Here is a 26,626-nt window from a genome sequence, read left to right on the forward strand (position 1 = left end):
GGGATCTTGCACGCTTTGCTACAAACAGTAGGACTTTTCAAACATCCTCTAAGACGAATGCTGATACAAACCGCTAATAACAAACCGCTAATAACAAACGCTAACTGGCACTGATGAGCCATCTGTAACTAGCTAGCAACTATAGAACTTACGCAGTTGGACAACTTCTCGCGGGCGCGGCCTGCGAGAAATTGTCCAAAACCCAGAAAACATGTCGCGAGTGCGTAAGTCCTGAACTAATCGGCAATCGTTTGCAAACTCTGATCCGCAACGTGCCGCGCCAAAATCGCCTGCAAGTGTTCTACCACTAGGTCGGTCTGTTCAATCATGGCCAAATGTCCGCAGTCGGGAAGCTGCACCACGTTCTGTCCACACTGCTGAAATAGACGATGGAAGCTGGCCAGATGCAGCACATATTGCGGCTCCATCACGGTGTCGTTTTGTCCGGCGATGAAGTAGACCGGCTGGGACAGGCGAGAAACGACCTGCGGCAGGCGATGCACCTCGGCTTCGGTCGTCGAGTCGAGCAGTGCGCCCACGGCCGCCGCCGGGTCAGCAGTCACCCAATCCATCAAGCGCTGTCGTCCCCAAGCACGGTCGATGGGATGGGCAACGTTCATATAAGTCATCATCAGGTCTACCATCGGCAGGTGGCAGAGCCAGCGGGGGCGCAGCTTGACCAATTGCTGCCCCGCGGCCCGAAAGCGCTCAAATTCCTCTTTGAGGTAAATACCGCCGCCGGAATTGACGCAGACCACGCCTTTCACCCGATCGGGCATTCGGTCTGCGGCCCACAGCGCAATGCTGCCGCCGAGGGAGTGCCCTACCAGCCAGACGTTGGAGATATCTAGGGTTTCAAGGAGCTGCTCTAGGTCGCGGGCATAGTCGCTGGGGGTGTAGCCCGGTCGAGGCTGTGGGGCGATCGCCCTAGTGGGGGGCGCAGCCGTTGCAGGGACAAAGCCGCCCCCAGCGCTGCTGGGCAACTGATTCGTGGATTCCCTCGAAGCGCTGGTTTGGGCAGACCCAAAAGAAGCATTGGCGCTTGCCTTGCGGGACAACATTGCCCGGCCCGGCTGCGAATCGCCAAACCCGCGCAAGTCGTAGGACAGGCAGGCATAATTCGGCGCAAGCTGCTGAATCACGGGTTGCCAATAGGCACGACTCAGCAGCCAGCCGTGAATAAAAACCAGGGTTATCGGTGTTTGGGTAGGAGCAGTTCGCTCGTAGGCGTGGGGGGTGCCCAGGACATCGACGACATTCATCATACTTCCATCCTATCCCCAGAGTGGGGCCAATGGGGAGTCTGGGTGAATACTTGGGTTCAGGGGCCTCAGGAGTCGGGGGATGGAACTGTTCCGGAGAACTGGAGTGCTGAAATCGAGACTCAAGACTCGGTAAATCTACTGATTATTTTACCAATTAATGTTCAAAAATGTTCTCGTAGTGCAGCAAATCCAGATCCACGAAGGTGGGGAGACACCGAAAGCAAGATTCTGCCAACGCTAACCGCTCTTCGCGCTGGAGCATCTCCGCCAGCTTTTGGCGGATGCTGAGCAGAAACCGCACGTCATTGGCGGCGTAGCGGAGTTGCTCCTCCGACAGGTTTAGCGCGTTGCCCCAGTCAGAGCTTTGGGCGGTTTTGTCGAGTTCCACCTGCTCTAGCTCCTGCACCACCTCCTTGAGTCCGTGCCGGGGGGCGTAGGTGCGGGCCAGCTTGCTGGCAATTTTGGTGCAAAAAACTGGACGAACCGCAATGTTGAGATGGTACTGAAACGCCGCCATGTCAAAGCGGGCAAAGTGAAAGACTTTGGTAATTTGCGGCGCTTCTAGCAACTGCTGGAGGTGGGGGGCGGCGGTTTGTCCCCGCAGGATGCGAACGACAGACACGCGCCCCGCAGGATCGCAAAGCTGCACCACACAAAGGCGATCGCGCCAGGGCAGCAGCCCCATTGTCTCCGTGTCAACGGCGATCGCCTCTGCATCCAAATATGCCGCCAGCGCTTCCGCCGACAGATCCTCATCAAACACCTGAAACTCGTCTAACGCCATGCCCTAATTCAAGTCCAGGTACTATTGCAAATCCAGGTATTTCGCCACGTTTTGCATATCCTTGTCGCCGCGCCCGGAGCAGTTGATCACAATACGGGGGCTGCCTTCCAGTTGCGGACAAAGCTGGCTGAGATAGGCGATCGCATGGGCGGTTTCCAGCGCGGGAATGATGCCCTCCAGCCGCGACAGCAGTTGCAGCCCCTCCAGCGCCTCCGCATCGGTAATGCTGTAATATTCCGCCCGACCGGAATCCTTCAAAAAGCTATGCTCCGGCCCCACACCTGGATAATCCAGCCCCGCGCTGATGGAATGCGGCTCGATCACCTGCCCATCCTCATCTTGCAGCAGATAGCTCATCGCGCCGTGCAGCACGCCCACCCGCCCGCGAGTCAGCGTCGCCGCGTGCTTCTCCGAATCCACCCCTTCGCCGCCCGCCTCAATGCCGATCATCCGCACCGACGGCTCATTCACAAACTCATGGAACAGTCCCATCGCATTGGAGCCGCCACCCACGCAGGCCAGCAGAATATCCGGCAAGCCACCCCACTGTTCCTGCGCCTGTCGCCGCGTCTCCTGCCCAATGATGGCTTGAAAATCCCGCACAATCATCGGATACGGGTGCGGCCCGGCCACCGAACCCAGGATGTAGTGCGTCGTTTCCACATTCGTCACCCAGTCGCGGATCGCCTCCGAGGTGGCGTCCTTCAGCGTGCCCGTGCCAGCCGCCACCGGGCGCACCTCCGCCCCCATCAGCCGCATCCGAAACACGTTCAGCGCCTGCCGCTCCATATCATGCACACCCATATAGATGATGCACGCCAGCCCAAACCGCGCACACACCGTCGCCGTGGCCACGCCGTGCTGCCCCGCCCCCGTTTCAGCGATAATGCGCTGCTTGCCCATGCGCTTTGCCAGCAACACTTGCCCCAGCGCGTTGTTAATCTTGTGCGCGCCCGTGTGGTTCAGGTCTTCGCGCTTTAGATAAATCTGTGGGCCGCTGCCATCGGGGCGGGCAAAGTGCGTCGTCAGCCGCTCCGCAAAATACAGCGGTGTGGCGCGTCCCACGTAATCCTTCAGCAGCGCCTGAAACTCTGCCTGAAACTCCGGATCGTCGCGATACTGATAAAACGCCGCCTCCAACTCACTCAGCGCGGGCATCAGCGTCTCCGGCACATACTTGCCGCCAAATTTGCCATATCGGCCAAGCGCATCCGGCCGCTGAACTGAGGTTTGGTTAAAGGGAAGCGGAGTCAGAGTCACAACAGCACCAATTTCTAGAGAACTTACAGCCTTCATTATCCGGCCGCTTGTCTGCCGTGGCTAGGGCTTTGGGGAACAGACCAGCAGCCGGACTAGATCACTCCTGCAACATTCCTAGACCTAAACCACCAAGCTGATGGAATAGTTGGTAGACACGCCAGCATCTCTTGGAGACACCCTCGCAAAGTATGTCCCCGCTGCCAAACTCTGAGTGATAGTAGACAAAAACGTGGAGCTAAAGTTGGTATCCGTTGCTATGGTTTCTCCACTGTCGATGATTCCATTGCCATTAATGTCCTGGATCAACTGAATCCTGGTGTTGGCAGAGGCCCCTGTGACTCGAAACTGGAGGGTAGCAGGGCTACTGAGCGTAAATCGATAGAAGTCGTCTGAGTCTAAAAAGCCAACGTGTTCCCTTGCAGTAAACGTGCCGGACAGAACGCCAATATCTCTGGCGGTTGATAGGGTGTTTCCGGGATCAGCAGGTAGCGTGCCGCTAAAGGGCGTAGCCACCAAGTTCAACTCATAGAGCGTGGACTGACCAGGACTTCGTGGCTCTACCTTAATGAAGTAGGTTCCAGAGGGAACATCTTGATTGATGCTGGAGAGGACTTGCGAGCTGAAACTCGTGTCTGATGCCACAATCTCACCGTTGTCAACCAGGCCATTGTTATTTAGGTCTCGAATCAGTTGGACGCGAGTGTTGACGGAGGTTGCTCTGACGCTGGCCTGAATATTTGAAATGTCGTTGAGCGTCACCCGATAGAAATCGGCCTCATCCAACCTGCCTACGTATTCCTTGCCGATAAACGTGCCAGAGAAGGCACCCAAATTGAATGCTGTAGGAATCGTGCTGCCTGGATTGCTGGGCAATCCACCAAAAGGCGTGGCGACTAGTTCAAGCCGATATGGTGTCGAGTTATTGCTGTTGGTAGGCGTAATTCGGAGAAAGTAGGTGCCCTGGGGCAAGTCTTCTGTGACTCTAGACAAAAACGGCGCACCAAAGTTTGTCCCAGATGCAATGACCTCTCCACTGTCGATTAGTCCATTGCTATTGAGATCGCTAATTAGCTCGACCCGTGTGTTGGCAGCGGTGCCCGTGACCCGCGCCTGGAGGTTGGCGACATCGTTGAGCGTAAAGCGGTAGATATCTGCGGGGTCAGTGGTGCCGACGAACTCGGAGTCGGTGTAAGTGCCAGCGAGAACACCAATGCTGCGGGCAGTATCGAGGCGATCCCCAGGTTCGCCAGGGATGCCCGGGCCGCCAGGGATGCCGGGGCCGCTGGAGCCAGCAGGGCGGGCGGCAGCGGTAATTCTGTAATTGACTTCGCCCCGTAGTCGCCGGACACCGATGAAGTAGGTGCCAGGGGCAAATTCGGATCGAAAAGTAATGTTCTGGCGGCCTGTGTTGAAGCTGCGGATGACAGCACCCTGGGCGTTTCGGAGGGTGACCTGAGCGCTGCTAGCGCGGTTGGCGATTCGCCCAATCGAGAGAACGAGTTCGCGCACGTCGCCCAGAGTGAATTTTGCAAAGTCAACCAGGTCTCTAGAGCCGACGTATCCATTGATTCGCCTGCTGCGGTTGTCCAGTCTTCCGAAATTGCGGGCACCTCTGAGGGTGTTATCTCTATTGCTAATTGACATGACTTTGGGGGTACTAAACGGCAGGTCAATGGCTCAGCAGCACGAAAGCTGGGCACTAAAAGTTAGGCATCGCAAGTTTGGCATTGCAAGTTTGGCACTAAGAGTTAGGCGAAATTGCCCGCTGTGCGTGAGCCTTGTCCGAAGTAGTTCTCTGGGCCAAGAAGATATGCAATGGCAAAACAACAGTCACCCAAAGTCGCCCTCTGGCAAAGGGAACGATCGCCCTTCTGGGAAATTTCTCCGGAGGGCTGCCCCAGTTGATTGAGGTTCCAGACAGTTTCTTACTTTAAGAAAAAGTTTTGGGCAGCTTAACCTGAAGTTTATTGAGTTGCAAACTCCCTACCTTCGACCTTGAACTTCTGTCAGCGTACAACAACATTCCAGAGAAATACTGAGACTTTCAGTGTTTTTATTGTAAAGCTGTTTTATTTTTTGAAATTCAGCTGATTCTTTAAGCACAAATACTGAATTTGGGTTGAATATTGAATACTGCGGCAGTGGGGTAACCCTTCAATTTTCTACTGAGGTGGACTAATCTGATGCAATTTTTGACATGGCAAATGGCCGCATCGCAATGTACCTGTGAATCGGGAGCGACGTTAAAATTTGGCAGAGAAATTCCCTAGCTCGACCCTGAAACCAACCTTATTGAGATCGATCTTGGATCGATTAAATGAACCAAGTTGAGTAGATATTGAGTAGATTTAGATTCAGCTAGATTAAGTCGTTATGGATAGCTCAAGCCGCAAGAAGGGCACAAAATTGACGGGTCAAACGCCGAAGGATAAAACCGTCTGGCAGGAATTTGGCACGGGTGCTTCTGAGAATGCAGCAATGGAGCGTCCGGTGCAGGAACTGCCGCCCAACCAGCAGCAGATCCGCGTACAGGCCTCGCGCAAAGGTCGCGGCGGCAAAACAGTGACGGTGATCAGCGGGTTTCAGACCAGGCCCGAAACGCTGGCGACGCTGCTGAAAACGCTGAAAACTCAGTGTGGCGCAGGCGGCACGGTAAAAGACATGGAAATCGAGATTCAAGGAGATCATCGGGAAAAGATTGTGCAGGTGTTGGTGAAGTTGGGATATCGGGCGAAGGTGAGCGGGGGGTAGAGGCAGAAAAAAGAAAAAAGAAAAAAAGAAACTTCTTCGCTCTTCCCTCTTCCCTCTTCGTTCTTCCCCCTTCTCTCGCCCCGATTTGCCAGATTTAGAGTACTCTGGTTCGAGTGAATGCCCGGTTTTTCGCAAAGCGGGTTTGGGGATTTTTCTGGTTTGTAGGATAAGCTCATGCGATCGCGAACCATTCGAGAAGGCTCTGTTGGATTACTGATTCTGCTGGCGTTGGGCATATTCGGCAGTCTGCTGCTGTGGCTGCGGGGGCTGAGCCTGGGGAATCGCAGCTATCGCGCCGTGGTGGATTTTCCGAACGTGGTGGGCATGGTGGAAGGCTCCCCGGTGCGGTATCGCGGCGTGATCGTGGGCAAGGTGCGGAAGATTCGGCCGGGGCCGCAGTTTGCGGAGGTGGAAATTCAGATTTCGCCTGCGACGGTGCGAATTCCGCGAGATTCGGCAATTCAGACCAACCAGGCGGGGCTGATTGGGGAAACAGCGATTGACATTGTGCCCCGTCAGGAGTTTGTGGAGGCGGTGGCGACCAATCCGCTGGCGGCGGATTGTCCGGGGAGCGGGATTATCTGTGATGGCGATCGCCTGCCTGGAGAAGTGGGCGTAACCTTCGACGCGCTGATTAGCTCCACGATTCGCCTGTCTAACCAGTTTTCCGATCCAGAACTAATCGAAAACTTGAAAGCGCTGACCTTCAACTCTTCCCTAGCGGCGGCGGGCGTGACAACGCTGACAGGCGAGGTGACTGAATTGGCAAAATCTGTGCAGTTGGAACTGAGGACGCTGGCGGGGTCTGCAAATCGAACCACAACATCGGTGGGCGGCGCAGCGACTCAGCTCGGCCTCACCGCTGCCCAGGTCAACTCGCTGCTGGAGACCAATCGCTACGCCATCAGCGGCACGCTGTCTAACCTGGAGCAAGCCAGCAACCAGGTGCGCCTGCTGACGACTCGACTCACGCCGCTCGTAGACGATAGCGCCTTTGTGCAAAACCTAAAGGCGCTGTCGGACAATGCGGCCCGTGCCTCACTAACACTGCGGAGCCTGACGGACGCAATCGGCACGCCTGAAAATGCGCTGGCGCTCCAGCAAACGCTAGATTCGGCCCGCGCTACGTTTCAAAATGCAGAAAAGATTACCGCAGACTTAGACGAACTGACGGGCGATCCGACATTTCGCAACACCGTCCGCGATTTGCTGCGGAGTTTGGACAATTTGCTGTCGTCTGCCCAGCAGCTCGAGCAGCAGGTCGAGCTAGAGCAACTCTTGACCCCAGCGGCGATCGCCCTGCGAGACAAGCCCACTGCTCCGCTCTCGCCAGAGGTGCAAGCCACGCGCCAGTCCCCAGAATCTAGCCCTGTTGCTGCACCAATCGCCACGCCCTCTGCCTCATCTGCTGCGGCCGCTGCCCGCACTACCCCTGCCGCACAACGCCCTGCCGTTCGCCAGCCTGCGCGACTGGGGCGATCGCTCTCCGCCACGGAAGCCCCATCTGCTGATAAGCTCAGAACCGTAAACACAAATTTGCCAGAGTAATTCACTATGAACGCTTGGCTGGTGTTGGGTTTGGTGCTGCTGGCGGCCTATGTGCTGGGGGCCACGCCGACGGGCTATTGGGCAGGCAAGCTGCTAAAAAACATCGATATTCGGCAATATGGCTCGAAGTCTACAGGCGCGACCAACGTGCTGCGGATTTTGGGCCGTGGCCCGGCGATCGCCGTTTTGCTGATCGACATCTTCAAAGGCATCGCCGCGATCGCCCTTACCCGCTATGTCTACAGCCTGCCCAGCATCGCCGCGCTGCCCCTGCCCAACGGACTGTCGCTGGGAACCTGGCTCCCCTGGGCGGCGATGCTCTCTGGGCTGGTGGCTATTATTGCCCACAGCAAATCTATGTGGATTGGGTTCAAAGGCGGCAAGTCGGCGGCAACCGCGCTGGGCGTGCTGTTTGCGCTGTCGTGGCAGGTGGGGCTGGGCGTGGCGGCCGTTTTTCTGCTGATGCTGGCGCTGTTTCGCATCGTGTCGCTGGGGTCGATCGCCGGAGCCATTTCCGCCTCGCTGTGGATGATTGCCCTGAGACAGCCCTTGCCCTTCCTCTTGCTGGCGATCGCCGGAGGCATTTACGTCCTGATTACCCACCGGGCAAACATTCAGCGCCTCCTAGCAGGCACAGAGCCAAAAGTTGGACAAAAGCATTTGTAGAAGCATTTGTAGAAAATAGACCGACCCTGTGACCAAAGTCATGCTTCAGGTCGTGACCTTTGCCTCAGGCGATCGCCCCCTTACACTTCATAGGATTAAACCATCCCCCAAGTAGTGTAATCGTTCCTTGGGCTAACCATTTGGAGGTTCTATGAAACTGAATCGAAAGGCGTTTCTTTGGGCTGGCATCGCGGCTGGTGTGATGGCATTCGCACCCCTAGCGGCGATCGCCAATCCTCCCGGCGGCATGGGCGGCCCCCGCTCTGGCCCGCTAGAGCGGCTGAATTTAACCGATGCCCAGCGCCAGCAACTCCAAGCCATCCGAGAAAACAGCCGTCGCCAGATCGAAGCTGTGCTGACCGCCGAACAGCGCCAGCAGCTTGAAAGCCGCCGCGCCGAGATGGAGCGCCGCCGTGAAGAATTTGCCAACCTCACCCCAGAACAGCGCCAGCAGCTTCGCCGCGAACGCATGGAACAGGGCGGTGGCCCAGGCGGGCCCGGTGGCCCAGGACGCGGGCCTCGCCCAGAACCCTTTGCCGACCTGAACCTGACCGATAGCCAGCGTCAGCAAATCCGCACCATCATGGAAAATGCCCGCACCCAGAGCGAGGCAGTCCTCACTCCAGAGCAGCGCCAGCAGCTCGAAAACCTGCGCCCAAATCGGGGCGATCGCCGGGGAATGGGCCGCGGGATGGGCCGTTCCGCCCTGTCTGGACAGGAGCAATAGCCAGATTCGCGGTTTCTGATTCGCGGTTTCTGAAGCTGTCGCGTTGCCCCGCTGAGTGAGGTCTGCGCTGCTTGTAGATCTCACTCAGCCAGCGCCATTTTCTGTCTTATCCCTTGTTTCCACACCTCCCTTCTGCAACGACAGATTACGAGTCGTAAAGAACTGATTTCGCCTGTCTTTTCACTGCTTGAAATGGTGTAGAACTCAGAGTCTAGGGCGGATTTTCGAGGTTGGCGTTTCCCGCAAGGAGCGCCAGCCTTCGGCAGTTTAAATCAGCCCCTTTCCCAAAGGAGTGCGGCAATGTCTGAAGTGTGGTCTGAGGTGCTGATCAAGGGCGGGCGGATTGTAACGGCGGTGGATGACTATGTAGCCGATATTTGGGTGAAAAACGGGCGAATTGAGGCGATCGCCCGCGACCTCTCCATCGACAGCGCCACCGTTCACGATGCCAGCGGCCTGATCGTGTTTCCCGGCGGCATTGATGTCCACACCCACATGGAATTTGACCTGGGCGCAGCGCAAACCGTGGATACCTTTGAAACCGGGACGCGCTCGGCGGCCTTTGGCGGCACGACAACAATTGTGGACTTTGCCCTCCAAAAACAGGGCGATACGCCCAAACAGGCGCTCGATCGCCGCCTTGCCGCCGCCGAACCCCAGTGCTGTGTGGACTATAGCTTTCACATCATCCTCACCCACGTCACGCCAGAAGCGCTGGCGGAACTGCCCGACTTGGTAAACCACGAGGGCGTATCCAGTTTCAAAATGTTTATGGCCTATCCCGGCGTGCTGATGGTGGAAGATGCGGACATCTTTCGCGCCATGCGGAAGGTCGGGGCGCATGGCGGCATGATCAACCTGCACGCCGAAAACGGCAGCGTAATTCAAGCGCTGATCCAGGAGGCGCTAGAGCAGGGCAACACCTCACCCAAATATCACATGCTGACGCGCCCCAGCATCCTGGAAGGCGAAGCCACCCACCGGGGCATTCGGATTGCAGAACTGGCGGAGGTTCCGGTGTATTTTGTGCATCTGTCAGCCGAGGAGGCGCTGCACTCGGTGGTGGAGGCCCGCGATCGCGGCATTCCCGCCTACGCCGAGACCTGTCCGCATTACCTGTTTCTGGATGACTCGGAATACGATCGCCCTGGGTTTGAAGCCGCGAAATACGTGATGACCCCACCGCTGCGATCGCACGCCTGCCAGCACGCCCTCTGGCGCGGCCTGAAAACCGACGACCTGCAAATCGTCTCCACCGACCACTGCCCCTTCTGCTACAACGAGTCGCCCTTTGGACTGCGTAAGTCTAAGCAGATGGGCCGCGACGACTTTGAGAAAATTCCCAACGGTGCGCCCGGTGTCGAATTCCGCTTGCACCTGCTTTACGATGGCGGCGTGAATGCGGGTCGCCTCTCGCTCAATCGCTTTGTGCAGTTGACCTCCACCGCCCCCGCCAAGATGTTTGGGCTGTTTCCGCGCAAAGGGGCGATCGCCGTTGGCAGCGATGCCGATCTCGTCTTGTTTGACCCCCACCAGCGCCACACCCTCAGCGCCAGCACTCAGCATTCCAACGTAGACTATTCGCTCTACGAAGGGCGCGAAGTGACGGGCAAGGTGCAGAAAGTATTCCTACGGGGTGAACTGATTGTGGTGGGCGATCGCTGGCTGGGTCGCGCCGGACAGGGGCAATTCCAGCGGCGATCGGCCTCCGGCCGCGTCTGAGCAAAAAGTCCCCCAAATGACAAATGACCAGCCCCGGAGGACTGGTCATAGAGACGGCTTGTTAACGATTTTCAGAACGGAACTCAACCAAACCCAAGAGATTTGAAAGATTTATAAAATCTTAGGAACCCGTCTGAATCGTCTGCATTTGCAGGAACGACACCATCTGCTCCAGTCCACGCTGGATGCGGCGCGTTACGGTCATCGGGCTAACGCCGATGCGCTCGGCCACTTCCTTGCGAGACAAGTCGCTAAAAAACACAAACTCAATCGCCGCGCGGGTCTTGTCTTCCAGTTGATTCAGCGCCCGCTGAAGCTGCTGACGGTCTTCTTCGAGGCGCTGGAGCGCTTGGTAGCGCACATCGGGCAGCGTTTCGCCGAGGGTGATGGAGGAATCGACCTGCTGAACGGTTGCGTCTAGACTCAGGGGCAGGCGGTTACGCACGGCCATCTTGATTTCGCGCCACTCGTGAACCGAAATGCCCATGTGTTCCGCAATTTCTTGATCCATCGGCTGGCGACCCAGATCTTTGACCAATTCTGCTCGCACGCGCTGCCCCTCTTTTTGCAAGTCTTGCCAGCGGCGGGGGACTTTCACAGCACTGCCGCGATCGCGCAAAAAGTGCAGCATCTCACCGCGAATATAGGGCACTGCAAAGGAACTAAAGGCACAGCCCTGGCTGGGATTAAACCGCTCGATCGCCCGAATCAGACCCAGATAGCCAATCTGCTCTAAATCCTCGTAAGGCTCGGCGCACTGATGGCTGACCCGGTGGGCAATTTTGCGAACTAGACCAGCATTCAACTTCACGAGCTGATTGCGAATGCTCACCGACTTGTTCTGCTGATAAGCCATCAGCAATTCCATGCTGTGGGAACGGAGAGAAGGTTGAGTAGCCGTCATCTGGGAAGTACCTGTTCTCTAAGATTTAGGCTCATTGTCCGCACTGGCGAGGGGTGAAACCATCGTTATTTCACGGGAATGAACAGCGTACCCCTCTGGTATGTCAGCGTAAACACGGAGTTTCCCTGAAAACCCGCCCCCTTTGCCTGCGGTTTGTGAGGCAGCAAGTCTACGGGAAAGCGCTTGCCCAACCCCGGCTAACATCCGCCAAATCGCCTAAAATCAAGGCATCAACTCTAGGACTTACGCAGTGGGGCGACTGCTTGCGGGCGCATCCTGCGAGCAGTCGCTCAAAATTCAGAAAACTTATCGCGGGTGCATCAGTCCCGAACTTAAAGACTGCAACTGCGTTAACAATTGCGTTAACAATTGTGTTAACGATTCCATACTTCAGTTGCCGGGCGTAATCCTCGGATTTTGAGTAACCTGGAATGAGCTAACTCCATTCGTCAACTGTTCCACATCACAACCTTTCAGCGACTAACAGAGTACGTATGAGCAACACCAGTAATTTTCGAGATGCCATTCGCAAGGCCCAGACTCATGCCCTGGTTGGCCCTAATGTGATTCGCAATGCCCTGCCCTACGTCGGGGGTGGGCTGGTGCTGACGGCCCTGGGAACCTACGGGGGGCTGGGCGTAATGCAAAACAGTCCTGCGCTGTTCATGCCGACTTTCATTGCAGCGCTGATTGCCCAGTTGGTTCTCTTCTTTGTGGCGCGGAGTGTCGCAGAAAAAGGCAACAACGGTGTGGCGCTGCCCCTTCTAGCGACCTATAGCCTGCTGACGGGCTACACGCTGACTGGGCTGATTGCGGTTGCCCTGGGAACCTCTGGGGTCGGTGTTGCCGGGATTGGGCTGGCTGCCTTGGGCTGTGGCGCAACGTTCATTGTGGCGCGGCAGATCGGCTCTAACCTGTCGGATCAGGACGGCATGGCGCTCACCAGAACTGTCCAGCTTGGCATGATTGCCCTGCTGGTCGTCCTGGCTGGGCAATTGCTGCTGGCTCTGTTCGGAGTGTATACGCCTACTTTTCTAGAAATTGGCATTTCTGCCTTTGGCGTGTTTCTATTTGCAGGGGCGGCAGTAGTAGATTTCTACATTCTTCCCCGCACGTATCGTGATGACCAATATCTACCTGCGGCGCTGTCGATGTATTTGACCTACATCAATTTGTTTGTCTTTATTCTGCGCCTGCTGATTGCGTTCAACCGGGATTAAGGTCAAGGAAGGTAAAGGCTTGACTCTGCATGACGCAATCCATGACGCAATCCATGACGCAAGCGTTGTGCAGAGCAAGCCTTTTCGGTAGACGCACGCAGTCGGCCTGCACTTTATAACAACTGGATAATAATTGGGCAAATGCAGGTTTGATGGGAAATGCCATTGCAAGCTCCGCCCTTTGCTGTAGCGCAGAGCGAGCCGATAGGCTACCCCGATACTGTTCATCGACAATCTGGCGGGCGATCGCCGATGAATCCTTACGCCGACAAATCCTTACTTTATCGGAGTATCCTCCAGAAGAGTGTCATACTGCGGATTCGCAGGCACTTGTGAGGCGGGATGTCCCGTATCTGGCGTGGCGACTTTGCACCGACCAAACAGGCAATCCGCCAGTCCTGGGTCTGGGCAAAACCTAAAATTGCAGATATTTGCGGCGACACCAGAACAGTCGTAGAAATTGCAGGATTGTACAGCAGAAACGGTTGGTTCCAGCAGGGCAGTGAGAGCCACACCCAAAGCCCCAATTCCAATGATCTGCCCAGCGACTTGACTCAGTTGTGCGGCGGTGGAGGGTTGCATAGAAGTATCCGTCAATCAACATCAAAGGAGTTGAGCAAAGGAGCCAAACCGGGTCAACTCAGATGCTTAGCGGGGAATCACCAGCAAAGACATCTAGCGAGATGTGGATGATCCCGTCCAGCACTGAGTGAACCTGGTTTTGTCGTGTTTTGTCGTGAGAGTTTCAGGAACTGGGCAAGGCTTGGATCTAGTAGCCTGAGGCTTCGCACGTCTCAAGTGAAATGAGAGATAAGATAGCGAAGAGTTTCTGCGAACTGATTTCTCGCTAGACTGATTCCTCGACAACTATCAGTAGCAGATGTTTATCGGCAGACGCTTATCAGCAAACGTTCATCTACAGACTTCAGCCTTACTGAAAATCCTACTGGGAAGTCAGTAAACTTTTGTCAGGGGTTCTGGGAAATTCCGTAAAATTCCCATCAAGAAAATTGAGACTCTGCCCGCTGTGCAGCTACCCGCCCGTGCCAAGGGCGATCGCCCCCAATCCCAAACAAGACACCAGCGTTGTGAACAGCGCCCGATAGACCCAGCGCAGTGACTCTGCACAATGCTGCTGCAAAAGCGGCTGTGTGCGATAAAAGGCGATCGCCCCCAGCGCCGTGCCCACCAGACCGACCAGTGCAGCGGCGATCGCACGGGTCGAGGCTCCCTGAAGAATGAACAGCGGCCCAAACAGCAGCAACCAACTCAGCAGAATGTGTCGCACGACCTGCCACTGATGGCGACGGCTCCAATAGCGCACAGGCGACAGTCCCGCCACACAAATTACCGCCAGATTCACCGCAAAGGCAAGCGTATAGGGATAAATCAGTTGCGGCCGGTCAAAGGTCTGCGCCAGAAATAGCCACACCAGCCCCGCCGCCGCCACACTTAGCACAGCGTAGACATTGTGAATGCGCGTCCAGGTGTGTGAATCGTCCTCTGTGGGCTGCCAGATCATGACGGCTTTTTCGGCAGGGCTGAGGGGCTGCTGTGCCGTCGGGCGATAGATCAGCAAGGGATAACACAGCACCAGCGTTAGCGGAGCCAGCAGCCACGGCCAGCCGCCAACCGACCAGCAAAAATAGCCCACCAGCGCCGCTCCCAATAGCGCCCCATCGTTGAGCGTTGTGTGACCGCGCCACAGCCAGAGAAACCCGATCAGTGCGCCCAGAACAATCAGCCTTGCGACCAGAGCGGGCGTATCCATTGCCAAATGAGTTTGCAATAACAGAAAGCTGCCCAGCGGAATGAAGAGGTTGTCGAGTCCCTGCCAGGCGATCGCCTCGATCAGCATCACCAGTAGCCCCAAGATTGTGGCAATCAGCAGCGATTCGGGTCGCCCCGCCTCGCTAAATAGCAGCAGCGGCACATGCACACTAAAAAACGTTGCCATGAAGAAGCTGAGCGATCCTTCGGTGCTTTTGTAGCCCTCAGTGGCAACGTAGCGCATTTGCCCGTAGCGCGTCCCCACCAGCGCCGCCGCCGCATCGGCCAGCGCCAGGATTAAAATCGGAATGACATAGAGCAACGGCTGGCCCGGCGTGAGGGCAAATAAAATCACCACCGACAGCGGAAAATAGACCTCGCCGAGCGATCGCCGCCCCACGTCCCCCAGCACCGACCCCAACCCCTGCGCCAGCGGTCGATAGAGCCGCAAGATCATCAGCCAGGCGATCGCCAGTCCGCCCAGCACCGCCACCTGCCAGACCGACTCAAAGAGCCAGGGAAACGTCAGCGTCACCATCCCCATCGGAATGTGCAGCAGCTTCCGCACCAGTTCTGGATTGGGCCGCGCCGTCTGCTGCCAGTGCCGCAGCGCCAGCATCAGCCCACCGAGAATGAGTAAAATCAGGGGAATATTGAGCCAGGAGTTCATGCAGAGGAAGGCAGTTTCAGGGACTTGCCTCGATCATCGCATTTCTCTGGGATGACTGGGAAATGGCATCACTGTCCGAGTGGGCTTGTGGCTGCCGGACGGCTCTGGCGGCGAGGAATTTGGATAATAAACTCTGTGCCTTCATTCAGCTTGGAGCGGCACAAAAGCTGACCATGATGCTGGTCGGCGACAATCTGGTAGCTAATTGATAGTCCTAACCCCACGCCCTGGCCAACGGGCTTGGTTGTAAAGAACGGATTAAACAACCGGGGGCGATCGCCCTCCGCTATCCCGATGCCATTGTCAATCACATGGATTGCTACTGAATCGCTCGTTTGACGGGTTTTTAGCGTGATTTTTGGCGCTGGCTTCGGCTCCGCTGCCTGGCGATATCGCTCCTGCACCGCATCAATGGCGTTGGCCAGCAGGTTCATAAACACTTGATTTAACTTACCCGGATAACATTCGACCAAGGGCAGCGGCTCAAAATCTTTGACAATTTCAATTTCGGGCAGGTCGCCACAGGCCTTGAGCCGATGTTGCAGAATCATCAGGGTGCTTTCTAAGCCCTCATGCAGGTCTGCATCTTTAAAGTCTGCTTCGTCGAGGCGTGAAAAGGTGCGGAGCGATCGCACGATATCGCTAATCCGCTTGGTGCCCATTTGCATAGATTGCAGCACCTTGGCTACATCCTGCTGCAAAAACTCCAGATCGATCTCCTCCAGCAGCGCCTGAATACCAGGAGTTGGGATAGGATAAGCGTCCTGATAGGCGGCAATGACCCGCAGAAGTTCCTGGACATAGGTCTGGGTGTAGTTCACGTTGCCATGCACAAAACCCACGGGATTGTTAATCTCGTGAGCAATCCCCGCGACCAACGTTCCCAGCGCCGACATCTTTTCAGCTTCAATCAGCTGAACCTGCGCCTGCTGCAACTGTGAGAGGGTCTGCTCCAGTTCTTCCCCGCGCCGCGCCAACGAAGACCTCGATGCCTCCAGTTCTGCAATCACATTCCGCATGAGGTTTTCAGAGCGATCCATATTGGCTTCAAGGATTTGGCGATCGCGCTCTGAGCGTTCCAGTTTCTTGCGAAGAATCCGGTTCTCCTTCTCTAGCGCCGCCAGCCGTTGCGCTGGAGTCGGTTCGGAACTCTCCTGACATTCAACAGACCGCAGGGGCGTGGCACTGATGCAATTCTGAGCCGATGCAACAGAGGGAACAGCAACAAGCTTGTGGGCTATATCCATCTAAGCGGTTCCTAGCAGCAGAGTAACGAACGTGGAGTGATGCGCCCGGGATGTCGTGTTTGGAGTCAGTGGAGCGATTTCGCCGTAGGTATAGAACCCGGCAGTGGCTGGCATCTGTGGCAGCGCTTCTTGAACCAGCTTGTATTCTTGCTGGGTCCGCAGGCCCAACAGCGTATGACGCACACAGCAGGAAAACAAAAGCACGGCCTCGATGCGCTGTCCTGGATAGCTGGCCAAAGCCGCCTGCATAGAAGTGCGTGCGCCTTCGATAATTTCATCCCGGCTGCTTCGAGCAATTTGCACCTGGGCGTTTTGGGGCCAGAGGGGAATAGCCTGAATACTGCCTGTCTCTGAATCAAAGCCGATGGAAGCTCGAAGATAATAGCCATCTGCGCCCTCTTCCCAAACGGCCAGGGGAAACTCGGTCGAGGGCAACAAATCGTTCATGTAGCGCTGATAAAACTCTAGCGCTGGCCGGTGGTCAATTTCCTGGAGGAGATGCCCATCAGCGCGGGTGATGGTTCCTCTTTCGCCCGTGGGTGTCCAGCCGTGGGCCACGCCATGACCCAGCTTCAGGTCTCCAAAAAACAGCAGGATGGGAATCGCATCCGTCAACACTTCGGAGCCGTAGAACTGATAGGTTTTTTGAAACTGGCTTTGGTCGCCTGCAAAGCCGCCGAAGAGAGGAACCGAGTCGCCCAGTGCTTTTTGCAAATGAGCAACAACTAGGGGGCTATCGTAGGTTAGGCTTTCAGGAAACGTGAGGCAGAGGGACGGAACCGCATCGGCAGGGAGGTTCAGGCCGCTGCGGGCCTGGGCGATCGCCCGCTGAATCGCCGCTTCAGGATCTTGCGAGAGGTCGTAACCCACGCCTGCGCCGATGGCGAGAGTATCCGAGGCGATCACCATCAGCACCAGCGAGTCTTGCTGAAACGCTAGCTCAGACGACAGTTCACCATCAGTGGTGCAACCGACGACGACCATCCCTGGAAAAGACGCACTCAGGGTTTCCAGAATGAGGCTGTGGTCAAAATCGAGCGCTGCAAACAGGATGCCGACTTGGGGCGATCGCCCCTGAAGCTCTGTCTGACACTGCTCAATCACGTCCTTTGCAGCCGCATATGCATCCGGATCGTCGCTATGGCCGATGGCAACCGTTAACACCGCATTCTCCTTTGAAACTGACCAGTATTGGAGGCCGCACAAACCCCATGCTGCCGGGAATCAACCGGGAGTGCTATCCCTAGTGACGCAGCAGTAAGGGCATCAGCCCGTGTAACTATTCAGATTATGAGTTTTGGCAAACGCTGATGACATCGGCAACAGGTCAGCCAGTTGGCGGAACTCCAAACAACTTAGGCAATTCCTTAAAAAACGCAGATTTGCATGAGTTTTTAACAGGTTTTTCGCGACAACTGCCTCTCACATGGTTTAGCCTATGCAGGGAAGATTCCGTGCCTAACTCGTGCCTAAATGTTGCATTAGCGAGGTGAGCTATGAAACAACCCGACCGCACGGCAGCCCTGCTGCTGACGTGGCTCCTGGGCGGACAGATGCCAGGACTTGCGCTTGTGCCTGCAATTACGGGGCGATCGCCCGAACTGATCGCCGCACCCCGCGTGGCCCGCTCGCCAGCAGAGCCGACGCTGGCAGATGCCGAACGGCTGTATGAGGAGGTAAATCGACTCTATGCCCAGGGGCGCTATGAGGCGGCGCTGGATCGAGCTGAGCAGGCGCTGCGGGTGTTGGAACAGGTGTTGCCATCGACCAATCCCAATATTCCCCACGGGTTTAACCAGGTGGCGATGCTGCTGAGCCTGCTGGATCGCCATGAAGAAGCCGAAAGCTATCACACCATTGCTCGCTTAATGACCCGTGGGGGCAAGGGCACGCCGATTGCGCCCGCTGCGATCGCCCAATTGACCCAGACTTTTCCTCAAAGCGTGGTTGGGCAACTCGATGCCCGCAGCTTGCAGGCCAACCGTCACGACTATCTGGAATTGTTTGAGCCAGTGCTTTCTAATGTGCCGCTGTCTCAGTTGCCCCGGTTGCCGCTGACGGGGGGCTATTTCAACATCCACCAATTTGACAGCGTAGCGGGGCAGACGGTCAACCTTGCGGTCACGAGCGAGGATCTCGATGATTTGCTGATTTTTGTGTTTAGCCGCCAGAGGGGGCTTGTTGCAGCCGCCAGTGGTCGAGCGACTCAGCTTACGGTGTCCCTGGAAGACACTGGCCCTTATCAGGTGACGGTGGGGTCTCGGACGGCGGGCCGCACGGGGCGCTATCGCCTGTGGTGGGGCAACGCCAGCGGCAGCACCGCAAACGCCCCCACCCATCAGGGAGAACATAACCGGGTGCCCAGGGATGCTGATTTCTCGCTGGACAGTTTGTTTACCTTTGCAGCTCCCAGGCTAGAGGATGGGCTGGCAAGGTTGCGGGCTGAGAAGGGCGATCGCCACCCTGAGGTTGCTGAGTATCTGATTGCACTGGCCGCGAGTTACAGTGTCCTAGGGCGCTCGTCCGACGCGGAAAGCGCCTATGCCGAAGCCCTGGAGATTTTGCGGGCACAGCCTAGCCCCAATCCTCAGCACTTGGCTCAGGCGATCGACGGCGTTGCTGCGATGGCTTACCAGCGGGGTGACTTGGCGCGGGCGGCCGCCCTCTATCAAGAAGGGCTGGCGTTGGACCGGGCGGCTCTGGCAACGCTCACCCCCCAGGACAGGGAGGCGGTATTCCTGGCACAGCGGGCGATCGCCCACGCACTCCTATCTCTGGCCAATGTTTACCAGGCTCAACGGCGCTACGACGAGGCAGAACCGTTGCTGGTGGAGATGGTTGAAATCGCCAGAAGCTTCAACGAATCTTCAGAACGGGCGATTTTTCTAGAAGCAGCCTCCACCCTCTATCGCGCCCAAGGGCGTGACCAAGACGCAGCAGTTCTCCATCTAGCAGATGAGGGGCAAACGGCTGCCTCAAACGGGGCCACTGCCGATCATCCAAGCGACTTGCATAACTTAGCGCTGGCGCTCCACAGTCAAGGTCGCTATGACGAGGCCGAGCGCCTCTACCGCCAGGCGCTAGCTGCGGCGGAGACTTTGTATAGCGGTTCTCTGCAAGCCTTCCAGTCACTTGTTCAATCGCCTATTTTTTACAACCTCGCGGGTCTATACCAGGCGCAGGGAAAAATTCCAGCCGCTCTGGAGGTTTTGCAGGCAGGCATCGCTTTAGAACAGCAAGCGTTTGACCGCAACCTGGCGACGCTAAATGAGGCTGGGCGGCAGCGCTATGCAGCCTCGGTAGCCAACACGCTGAACCACGCAATTTCGCTCCATCTGAAGACCGCCCCAAACGACCCGGAGGCGGCTCAACTGGCGGCCACCACGCTGCTGCGGCGCAAGGGGCGGGTGCTGGAGGCAGGCATCACCACCCTGGCGCTACTGGAGCAAAACCCCAACCCCGAAGACCAGCGGCTGCTGTCCGAACTGGATCGACAGCGGCGGCAGATTGCAGAAATCACCTTCGGAGAAAAAGGGGCTTCTCCCCAAGCGCAAGCCCAACTGAGGGCGCTGCGGAGCCAGATGAACGAGATCGAAGCAGTGCTGGCTCGTCGCAGCGCGTCCCTGGCCAGTGATGCACCGCTGGTGAAACTGGCAGATATTCAGGCCCGCCTTCCCGCCGATGGCGCGCTGGTGGAGTATGTGCGCTATCGCCCCTTTGACCCCCGCAATCCCCTAATGCAAAAGCCAGGTCGTGACCTGGGAAGCTGGCAGGATAGGGGGTTTGGCGATGCCCGCTATGCGGCCTACGTGCTGCTGCCGTCAGGTGAGGTGCGCTGGGCTGATTTGGGCGATGCCGCCACCATTGACGACCAAGTTCAGAGATTCCTGGAATTTTTGCGCTGTGGCGAACGGCGGGCCACGCCCTGCTACGAGCCTGAGCAGTTGAAACCTGTCGCCCAGAGGCTTTACCAGATGGTGTTTGCGCCCGTCCGGGCCCACTTGGGAAACGCCAGCCATGTGCTGATTTCTCCCGATAGCCAGCTTAATCTGGTGCCCTTTGCGGCGCTGGTGGATGGGCAAAATCGCTATCTGATCGAGACTTATGCCCTGACCTATCTCACCAGTGGGCGCGATTTGCTCAGGATGCAACACTCGGCCCCCAGTCAGCAACCGCCGGTGGTGTTTGCGAATCCAGACTTTGAGACTGCGGATGCTCAAGGGGTGATTCAGGTTGCGGCGGCGAGTCGCGGTGGAGCGCGATCGCCCGATATGGGCAGTCTGCGGTTTGGGCCGCTGGCGGGTAGCGCCCTAGAAGTTGCAGCCATCCGCCCCTGGCTGGGAGAAAGTACAGTGGTGCTGACCGAGGCCAACGCCACAGAAAACGCCCTCAAGCAAGTGCAGGGGCCGAGCATTTTGCACCTGGCAACGCATGGATTCTTTTTGCAGGATGTCCCCATTCCCCCGCCCGAAGCAGATATTGAAGCAGTTCCTCAGTCCGCCAATCGGGTCGAAAATCCACTGCTGCGGTCGGGGCTGGCGCTGGCGGGCTTTAACCAGCGGGAGAGCGATGGCGAAGATGGCGTACTCACGGCCCTGGAGGTGGCGAGTCTGAACCTGCGGGGAACGCGCCTGGTGGTGCTGAGCGCCTGCGAAACCGGGCTGGGGGATGTGGCCGATGGCGAAGGGGTCTATGGTTTACGGCGGGCTTTTGTGATTGCGGGGGCCGAAAGCCTGATGATGAGCCTGTGGCAGGTGGGCGATCGCCGCACGGCTGACCTCATGCAGCAATATTATCAACGCCTGGCCCAAGGAACCGGGCGCAGCGCGGCCCTGCGTCAGGTGCAGCTTGCGGCGCTGCAAAACCCCGCCCATCGCCATCCCTACTTTTGGGCCGCCTTTTTCCTCTCAGGACAGTGGACCCCGATGGAGCGGCTCTGAACATTGAATAGGTGTTGAGTCCAGAGAACTACTGTTCCAAAGATTCGGGCTGATCTCTCCCTAGGTCTCTACTGTGTACACACATCTCGATGGTTTGCGTCAGGCGCTGCAAGATCCCCCTTAAATCCCCCTTGGTAGGGGGGACTTCCGGAGCGGCTCGGTTCCCTCCTTATTTAAGGGGGGTTAGGGGGGATCACAGCATCGCCACTCAGGCATAGAAGACTGGTATGGACACGGTAGCCTAGCCCCCTTTAAGGAGGAAGTTAGGGCAAAAGTCCACTGTTTTAGTTTTTAGGCAGACGGATGGGAGCTGAGGGGCTGGATTTCTGAGAACAAAGCCCACGCGCAGGGTCACGCTATGGTTTATGCGGGGTCGCATCTTCGATTGAAATGCTGCTATTGAAATGCTGCTGTTGATTCGGTCACAGGATTCATGGATAACGTTTTCCGCTATTGGCAACTGGTGCGATTGACCAGCACTGGCCAGCCCCAACCGATAGAACTGCCTACCGTGAAGACCTGGCTAGAGGACACCTATTCTGATGCGTTGCTCGATTTGGAGGGGGCAGACCGCAGGCTGCAACAGGCGTTGTTGGGCGTATGGCAGGAGCAAGACAGCGGTCACAACCTGGCCCAGATGAGCCTGCGCTGCTGGATTTCCCATCAGATTCGCAATACCTGCGTCAGTTTGGCCCAGCGCTACGGCGATCGCCACGGACTGGAGGCAGCCGATCTGTTTCCGCTGGTGCTGGATGACAATGGCCACGCCGAACCCACCTATCGCCCCCTCAGCCTGGAGATCCTCACCAGCTTTGACCCCGCCAAAGCCAGCCTAGGCACCTGGTGCAACTTGCTGACCAAGAGCCACCCAGCCCTGACGCGCCTGCTGCTGGAAAAGGGCATCTACCTGGCGAGCGACTGGGCCATTCTGAATGACAGCGAGGGGGAGCGGGTGCGGCGAATTTTGAGGGAGTATCACCTCTGGAGCGACTTTGAAATTGACCAGGCCGTAGCACTCCTGGCTCGCTATCAGGCGGTGTATCAGCGCGATCGCCTCCGCCAGCGACAGACTGGACAAACCGGGCGCTGCCCCGAACCGACCCCTGCCCAACTCCAGGAAATGATGCCGTCCCTCAGCCCCAAAGCGGTCAAGGCCCAGCTCAAACACCTGGCCAGCCAACTGCGCCAGTACCGCATCCACGCCCGCAGCGGCAACCCCCAAATCTACCAGCCCCAGGACGACGGCGAGCTAGAGCGCCTGGGCGGATCTCAGACCCGTTTTGAGGCCGAAGACGACTCCAACACATTTCTCCGCCGCTATCGTCAGGCCCTCGACCAGTTGCTTGGGCAGACCATTGCGGAGGCGATCGCCGCCAATGTGTCTCGGTTGAGCCGCCGCACCCCGCCCCAGGATGGGCCCTATGTCCAGGGGCTACACTTGCGCCTCTGCGAGGGAGTTTCCATGACCCAAATTGCGCCCCGCATCGGGCTAACCTCTCAAGTGCAGGTCACACGTCTGCTGAATCTGAAGCGGCTGCGGGCGGACGTGCGCCATCTCCTGATTCCCCAACTCACCGCAGCGGTGCGGCAAGAAGCAGCAGAGTTGGTATCTGCCGATCGCCTCCGAACCCTCGATGCCACCCTAGAAACCCTCCTGTCTGAGCAGGTAGACACCCTAATGGCCGATGCGGCCGCCGAGGCCCAGTCCCCCAAACCCCGCAAGGTCAGGAGTCGATTTGCCGCTCGCCTTTGCGCCGAAATCCACACCTTTCTGACAGGTCAAACCCCATGAACCCACGGATAATAGCCTCTATTCCCTTTGTCTCCATCCCCTTTGTCTCTATTCCCTCTCTGAGCCTGCACCCCATGCGCCATTCCACCGAACTCTCAGACTATGCGTTTGAACCGCTGCAACCGACAACGGTGGTGCTGCCCCCTGCTGCGGTGGACTGGGCGGTGCAGATTTGCCAGCAAGTGCCCCCAGAGCAGCAGTGGATGACATTTTTGCGGGCGCTGGCGCTGCGGGGCGTGCAGCAGTGGTTGGAGGACGGCGTGTCAGGCTTGACGCTGACCTACGACCCAGCCCAGCCGCCGGGTTCGGAGGTACAGGGAACGGTCAACGGGTTTCGCCTCTGCATTGTGCCCCAGGGAACCCTCAGCGATGGCCAGGTGCCTCTTCCACAACGTACTCTAGAAGATGTCCAGGCCTTTGCTCATCTATATCTGCTGGTGGAGGTGCGAGAAGAGACCGACCAGGTGACGATTCTGGGCGGTCTGCGGCGCGATCGCCTGCTGGCCCAGCAAGACGCGCTCCTTCGACACCCCAACGGCACATCCCTCATCCCCGTAGCCTGCTTCGACACGGCTCCTGAGGAAATTCTGCTCTACCTCAACTGCCTCAGCCCCGCCCAGTTGGAAACAGGGGGTCAACTGCCCCAAGCCGCTTCCCCAACCCAGGAGGCCATTAATGTGTGGCGCTGGCTGGGCGATCGCCTCGATACCCTGGCCAACACCGTGACTAGCACCCTGACTTGGGCGCTGCTGCCGCCGCTGGTGATGTCCCCCGCGCTGCGGTCGAGCCACGGCCCGGCGGAAACTCTGGCCACCGTGCTGCGTCAGCTCGAACCGGCTGGGGTGGTGATTCCCCCCACGGCTAGGGGAGCCTATACAGATTTGCAACGGGCGGGCGTGCCCCTGCGCCTTTGTGCCCTCACCTGGACGCATCTGGAAGGCTCCCAGCCGGAATGGTGTTTGCTGTTGGTGCTGGGGCCGACCCCCGGTGAGCAGATCTTGCCGGGGACGCGCCTGGTGGTGCGCGATGCCGAAACGATCCTGGCCGATAGCACCCTCTCTCCGGGTTCAGGCGCAAACCACCTCTATGCCCAGGTCTTTGGCACCTGGGAGGAAGCCTTCAGGGTTTCCGTTACCCTGCCGGATGGGGCGACCCTAAGCTGGCCGCCCTTTGTGTTTCATCCCGAAGCATGAGGGGGCAGCAATGGTCTATCGCCTCACCGTCCACAAAATCGACCAAAGCTGTCTGTTTGACCTGTCTTGGGGCGAGGGGCAGCGGCTCACCGCCAGTGTGGTCTTTCCAGAGGAACTGCTGTCGCTCTACGCAGCCTGGCAGCGGGCCTACCTAGGCTATTACAAGCAGGCATTGCGGGGGCGGGCAGGGGGCGCAGGGCAGGTGGTCGCCCCCGCGATCGACTGGCATAGCCAACTGGTGCAGGCAGAGGCGCGGCTGTTGTCGGAGTTTCACACCTGGCTGAAACAGGGCGATCTCTACGATTTGCGCCAGGAAGTCGTGGCGGCGGCCCAGGCTCAAGGGGTTGCGGAACTGTTTCTCACCTGCACGCCGCTGGATCTGGCCCGGCTGCCTTGGGAAACCTGGGAACTGGGTGCGCCAGTGCAAATCGTGCGATCGCCCGCCACGATCCGAGCCACCACAGCCCACCGACCCACTGGCCGACGCAGCAAGGCTAGGGTGCTGGCAATTTTGGGCGACGAAACGGGGCTGAACTTTAGCGGCGAACGGCAGGCCCTCAATGCCCAGCGGCGACTCCTGGAGGTTCAATACCTGGGCTGGCAACCGGGAGAAGACCCCATTGCCTTGAAGCAGCGAGTGTGTGAGGCGATCGCCGATCCACTGGGGTGGGACGTGCTGTTTTTTGCGGGCCACAGCAATGAGGCGGCCCTGGTGGGCGGACAAGTGGCGATCGCCCCCAACACCACCCTCGCGCTCAAAGACCTGGCCCCCTATCTGCAAACGGCCCAACAGCGCGGACTCCAGTTTGCCCTGTTTAACTCGTGCAGCGGCCTCGACATTGCCCAGGGGTTGATTAACCTCGGTCTCAGCCAGGTCGCCATTATGCGAGAGCCGATTCACAACGAAGTGGCCCAATTCTTTTTGGAACAACTGCTGCAACGGCTGGCTCAGGGGCAAAACGTACAGGCAGCGCTCCACGAGGCCTGCCGAACGCTCCGGGCCGAGCAAGGACTGACCTATCCCTCGGCCTACCTAGTGCCGTCGCTGTTTCGCCACCCAACCTCCGTGCCCTACCGCCTGGAACCCAGAAATTGGCGATCGCGGCTGCGGCGCTGGCGACCCACCTGGCGCGAAGCCCGGATCGTCGCGGCCCTGGCGCTGGTGAGCCTGATCCCGACGCTGCCGCCGACGGAATTTCCAGTTTCGCCCCAGGCCTGGCTGCTGGATCGGCGGGTGCTGGCCCAGGCGGTTTATCGGGACCTCACCGGGCAACTGGGAGACGACGACCCATCCGCCGTGGTGCTGGTGCAGATCGATGGCGAAAGCTTCCGCCAGTGGGATATTTCCACCTACCACCCAATCAACCGGGCGATGGTGGCTGATATTGTCGCCGCGCTGGTCGATCGAGGTGCGGCCGTCGTGGGCATCGACTACCTGCTCGATCTGGCTCAGCCGGAGCAGGATGAGCAACTGAACAGGGTTCTGACCGAGGCGATCGCCCAGCAGCAAACCTGGTTTGTGTTTGGCACAGTGCGACAGAACGGCCGCTGGCTGCCGCCCCATCCCAATGTCATCGATCCAGACCGCGTTCTGTTGGGAGATGCCTGGTTGCCCTGGCGACGGGTACAGCCCTATCGCCCCCGCAGCGATCGCCCCGGCCCGTTTAGCCACCAGCTTGTCGTGGCCCAACGGCTCCGTCAACAGCAACGCACAGGGACGCTCTTCGGGCCACAGCCCACGCTCCAGGGGCCGCCCCTAGCCGACCAAGTTCGCCGCTACCCGCAGATCCACGAGCTGAATCTGTCCCCACGGGCTACGCTGCACCCGATCACCGAGTTGTCCTACGATGCCTGGCAGCACTGGCTCCAGCCGATTCTTGATTTGTCTCTGCCGCCAGAGCGAGCGTTTACCGCCATCCCTGCCTGGTCGCTGCGTCAGGATGCAGCAGCGTTGCCCGACTTTAGGGACGCGATTGTGATCGTGGCCGCAGGGGGCTACGAAGCGGCCGGGCTGGCCCCCGATGGAGCCGACAACTTGGTGCCGCCGCCCGCCCTGCGCTATTGGCGCGATCGCACGCTGCACCCCGCCACCCACTTCACAGGCGGCGAAGCTCACGCCTACATGACCCACCACCACCTCGCCCATCGGCTGGTCGTCCCCATCCCC

18 protein-coding genes are annotated in these 26,626 nt (G+C 58.1%); 10 read left to right on the plus strand and 8 right to left on the minus strand.

Annotated features, from left to right (window positions below):
- Positions 1-236: 236 nt before the first annotated feature.
- From IGS51_RS05680 to IGS51_RS05695, 4 genes are all read right to left on the minus strand, one after another.
- Positions 237-1,262: an alpha/beta hydrolase gene (locus tag IGS51_RS05680; RefSeq protein WP_297077053.1), complete on the minus strand. Its 1,026-nt coding sequence runs from the start codon at positions 1,260-1,262 to the stop codon at positions 237-239.
- Positions 1,263-1,419: 157 nt separating this feature from the next.
- Positions 1,420-2,049: a ribonuclease D gene (locus IGS51_RS05685; protein WP_297077004.1), complete on the minus strand. Its 630-nt coding sequence runs from the start codon at positions 2,047-2,049 to the stop codon at positions 1,420-1,422.
- 21 nt (positions 2,050-2,070) lie between these two features.
- Positions 2,071-3,309, minus strand: a complete 1,239-nt coding sequence (gene trpB / locus IGS51_RS05690) for a tryptophan synthase subunit beta (protein ID WP_297077007.1) — start codon at positions 3,307-3,309, stop codon at positions 2,071-2,073.
- Positions 3,310-3,429: 120 nt separating this feature from the next.
- Positions 3,430-4,818, minus strand: a complete 1,389-nt coding sequence (locus IGS51_RS05695; RefSeq protein WP_297077010.1) for a hypothetical protein — start codon at positions 4,816-4,818, stop codon at positions 3,430-3,432.
- 864 nt (positions 4,819-5,682) lie between these two features.
- On the opposite strand from IGS51_RS05695, the gene IGS51_RS05700 reads away from it, so the two are divergent.
- The 5 genes from IGS51_RS05700 (at position 5,683) to hydA (ending at position 10,723) form a co-directional block, all read left to right on the plus strand.
- Complete coding sequence (locus IGS51_RS05700) at positions 5,683-6,060, plus strand: translation initiation factor (RefSeq protein ID WP_297077013.1); 378 nt, start codon at positions 5,683-5,685, stop codon at positions 6,058-6,060.
- A 174-nt stretch (positions 6,061-6,234) separates the two neighbouring features.
- Positions 6,235-7,608, plus strand: a complete 1,374-nt coding sequence (locus tag IGS51_RS05705) for an MlaD family protein (RefSeq protein ID WP_297077016.1) — start codon at positions 6,235-6,237, stop codon at positions 7,606-7,608.
- A 6-nt stretch (positions 7,609-7,614) separates the two neighbouring features.
- The gene (gene plsY, locus IGS51_RS05710) at positions 7,615-8,274 is read left to right on the plus strand and encodes a glycerol-3-phosphate 1-O-acyltransferase PlsY (protein ID WP_297077019.1); all 660 of its coding nucleotides are present in this window, start codon (positions 7,615-7,617) and stop codon (positions 8,272-8,274) included.
- A gap of 151 nt (positions 8,275-8,425) precedes the next feature.
- Entirely contained in the window at positions 8,426-9,001 is a 576-nt protein-coding gene (locus IGS51_RS05715; protein ID WP_297077022.1) for a hypothetical protein, read from the plus strand.
- Positions 9,002-9,301: 300 nt separating this feature from the next.
- Entirely contained in the window at positions 9,302-10,723 is a 1,422-nt protein-coding gene (gene hydA / locus IGS51_RS05720) for a dihydropyrimidinase (protein WP_297077025.1), read from the plus strand.
- Between the two features lie 121 nt (positions 10,724-10,844).
- Here hydA and IGS51_RS05725 read toward each other — a convergent pair whose 3' ends face one another.
- Positions 10,845-11,627, minus strand: coding sequence for an RNA polymerase sigma factor SigF (locus IGS51_RS05725; protein WP_172357015.1), 783 nt, complete (start codon positions 11,625-11,627; stop codon positions 10,845-10,847).
- Between the two features lie 494 nt (positions 11,628-12,121).
- Between IGS51_RS05725 and IGS51_RS05730 the strand changes: the two genes are divergently transcribed.
- Positions 12,122-12,847, plus strand: coding sequence for a Bax inhibitor-1 family protein (locus IGS51_RS05730; RefSeq protein WP_297077030.1), 726 nt, complete (start codon positions 12,122-12,124; stop codon positions 12,845-12,847).
- A 1,033-nt stretch (positions 12,848-13,880) separates the two neighbouring features.
- Here the strand turns inward: IGS51_RS05730 and IGS51_RS05735 are convergent.
- The 3 genes from IGS51_RS05735 to IGS51_RS05745 all read right to left on the minus strand — a co-directional run bounded on the left by IGS51_RS05735 (position 13,881) and on the right by IGS51_RS05745 (position 17,698).
- Complete coding sequence (locus tag IGS51_RS05735) at positions 13,881-15,287, minus strand: hypothetical protein (protein WP_297077033.1); 1,407 nt, start codon at positions 15,285-15,287, stop codon at positions 13,881-13,883.
- 68 nt (positions 15,288-15,355) lie between these two features.
- On the minus strand, positions 15,356-16,534 hold the full coding sequence (locus IGS51_RS05740) for an ATP-binding protein (protein WP_297077036.1): 1,179 nt from the start codon (positions 16,532-16,534) through the stop codon (positions 15,356-15,358).
- Positions 16,535-17,698 carry an FIST signal transduction protein gene (locus IGS51_RS05745; RefSeq protein WP_297077039.1) on the minus strand — a complete coding sequence of 388 codons (1,164 nt, stop codon included), beginning with the start codon at positions 17,696-17,698 and terminating at the stop codon, positions 16,535-16,537.
- A gap of 332 nt (positions 17,699-18,030) precedes the next feature.
- On the opposite strand from IGS51_RS05745, the gene IGS51_RS05750 reads away from it, so the two are divergent.
- The 4 genes from IGS51_RS05750 to IGS51_RS05765 all read left to right on the plus strand — a co-directional run.
- The gene (locus IGS51_RS05750; RefSeq protein WP_297077041.1) at positions 18,031-21,474 is read left to right on the plus strand and encodes a CHAT domain-containing protein; all 3,444 of its coding nucleotides are present in this window, start codon (positions 18,031-18,033) and stop codon (positions 21,472-21,474) included.
- A 433-nt stretch (positions 21,475-21,907) separates the two neighbouring features.
- Positions 21,908-23,266 (plus strand): hypothetical protein, encoded by a 1,359-nt coding sequence (locus tag IGS51_RS05755; protein ID WP_297077044.1) that lies wholly within the window; start codon positions 21,908-21,910, stop codon positions 23,264-23,266.
- A complete protein-coding gene (locus IGS51_RS05760) occupies positions 23,263-24,459 on the plus strand; it encodes a DUF1822 family protein (RefSeq protein WP_297077047.1) in 1,197 nt (398 codons plus the stop codon). The genes IGS51_RS05755 and IGS51_RS05760 overlap by 4 nt, the downstream gene beginning before the upstream one ends.
- 10 nt (positions 24,460-24,469) lie before the next feature.
- The coding region (locus IGS51_RS05765; RefSeq protein ID WP_297077050.1) for a CHASE2 domain-containing protein at positions 24,470-26,626 on the plus strand (2,157 nt) is incomplete at its 3' end.

The organism is Thermoleptolyngbya sp. M55_K2018_002 (assembly GCF_015295965.1).
GTDB lineage: Bacteria > Cyanobacteriota > Cyanobacteriia > Elainellales > Elainellaceae > Thermoleptolyngbya > Thermoleptolyngbya sichuanensis.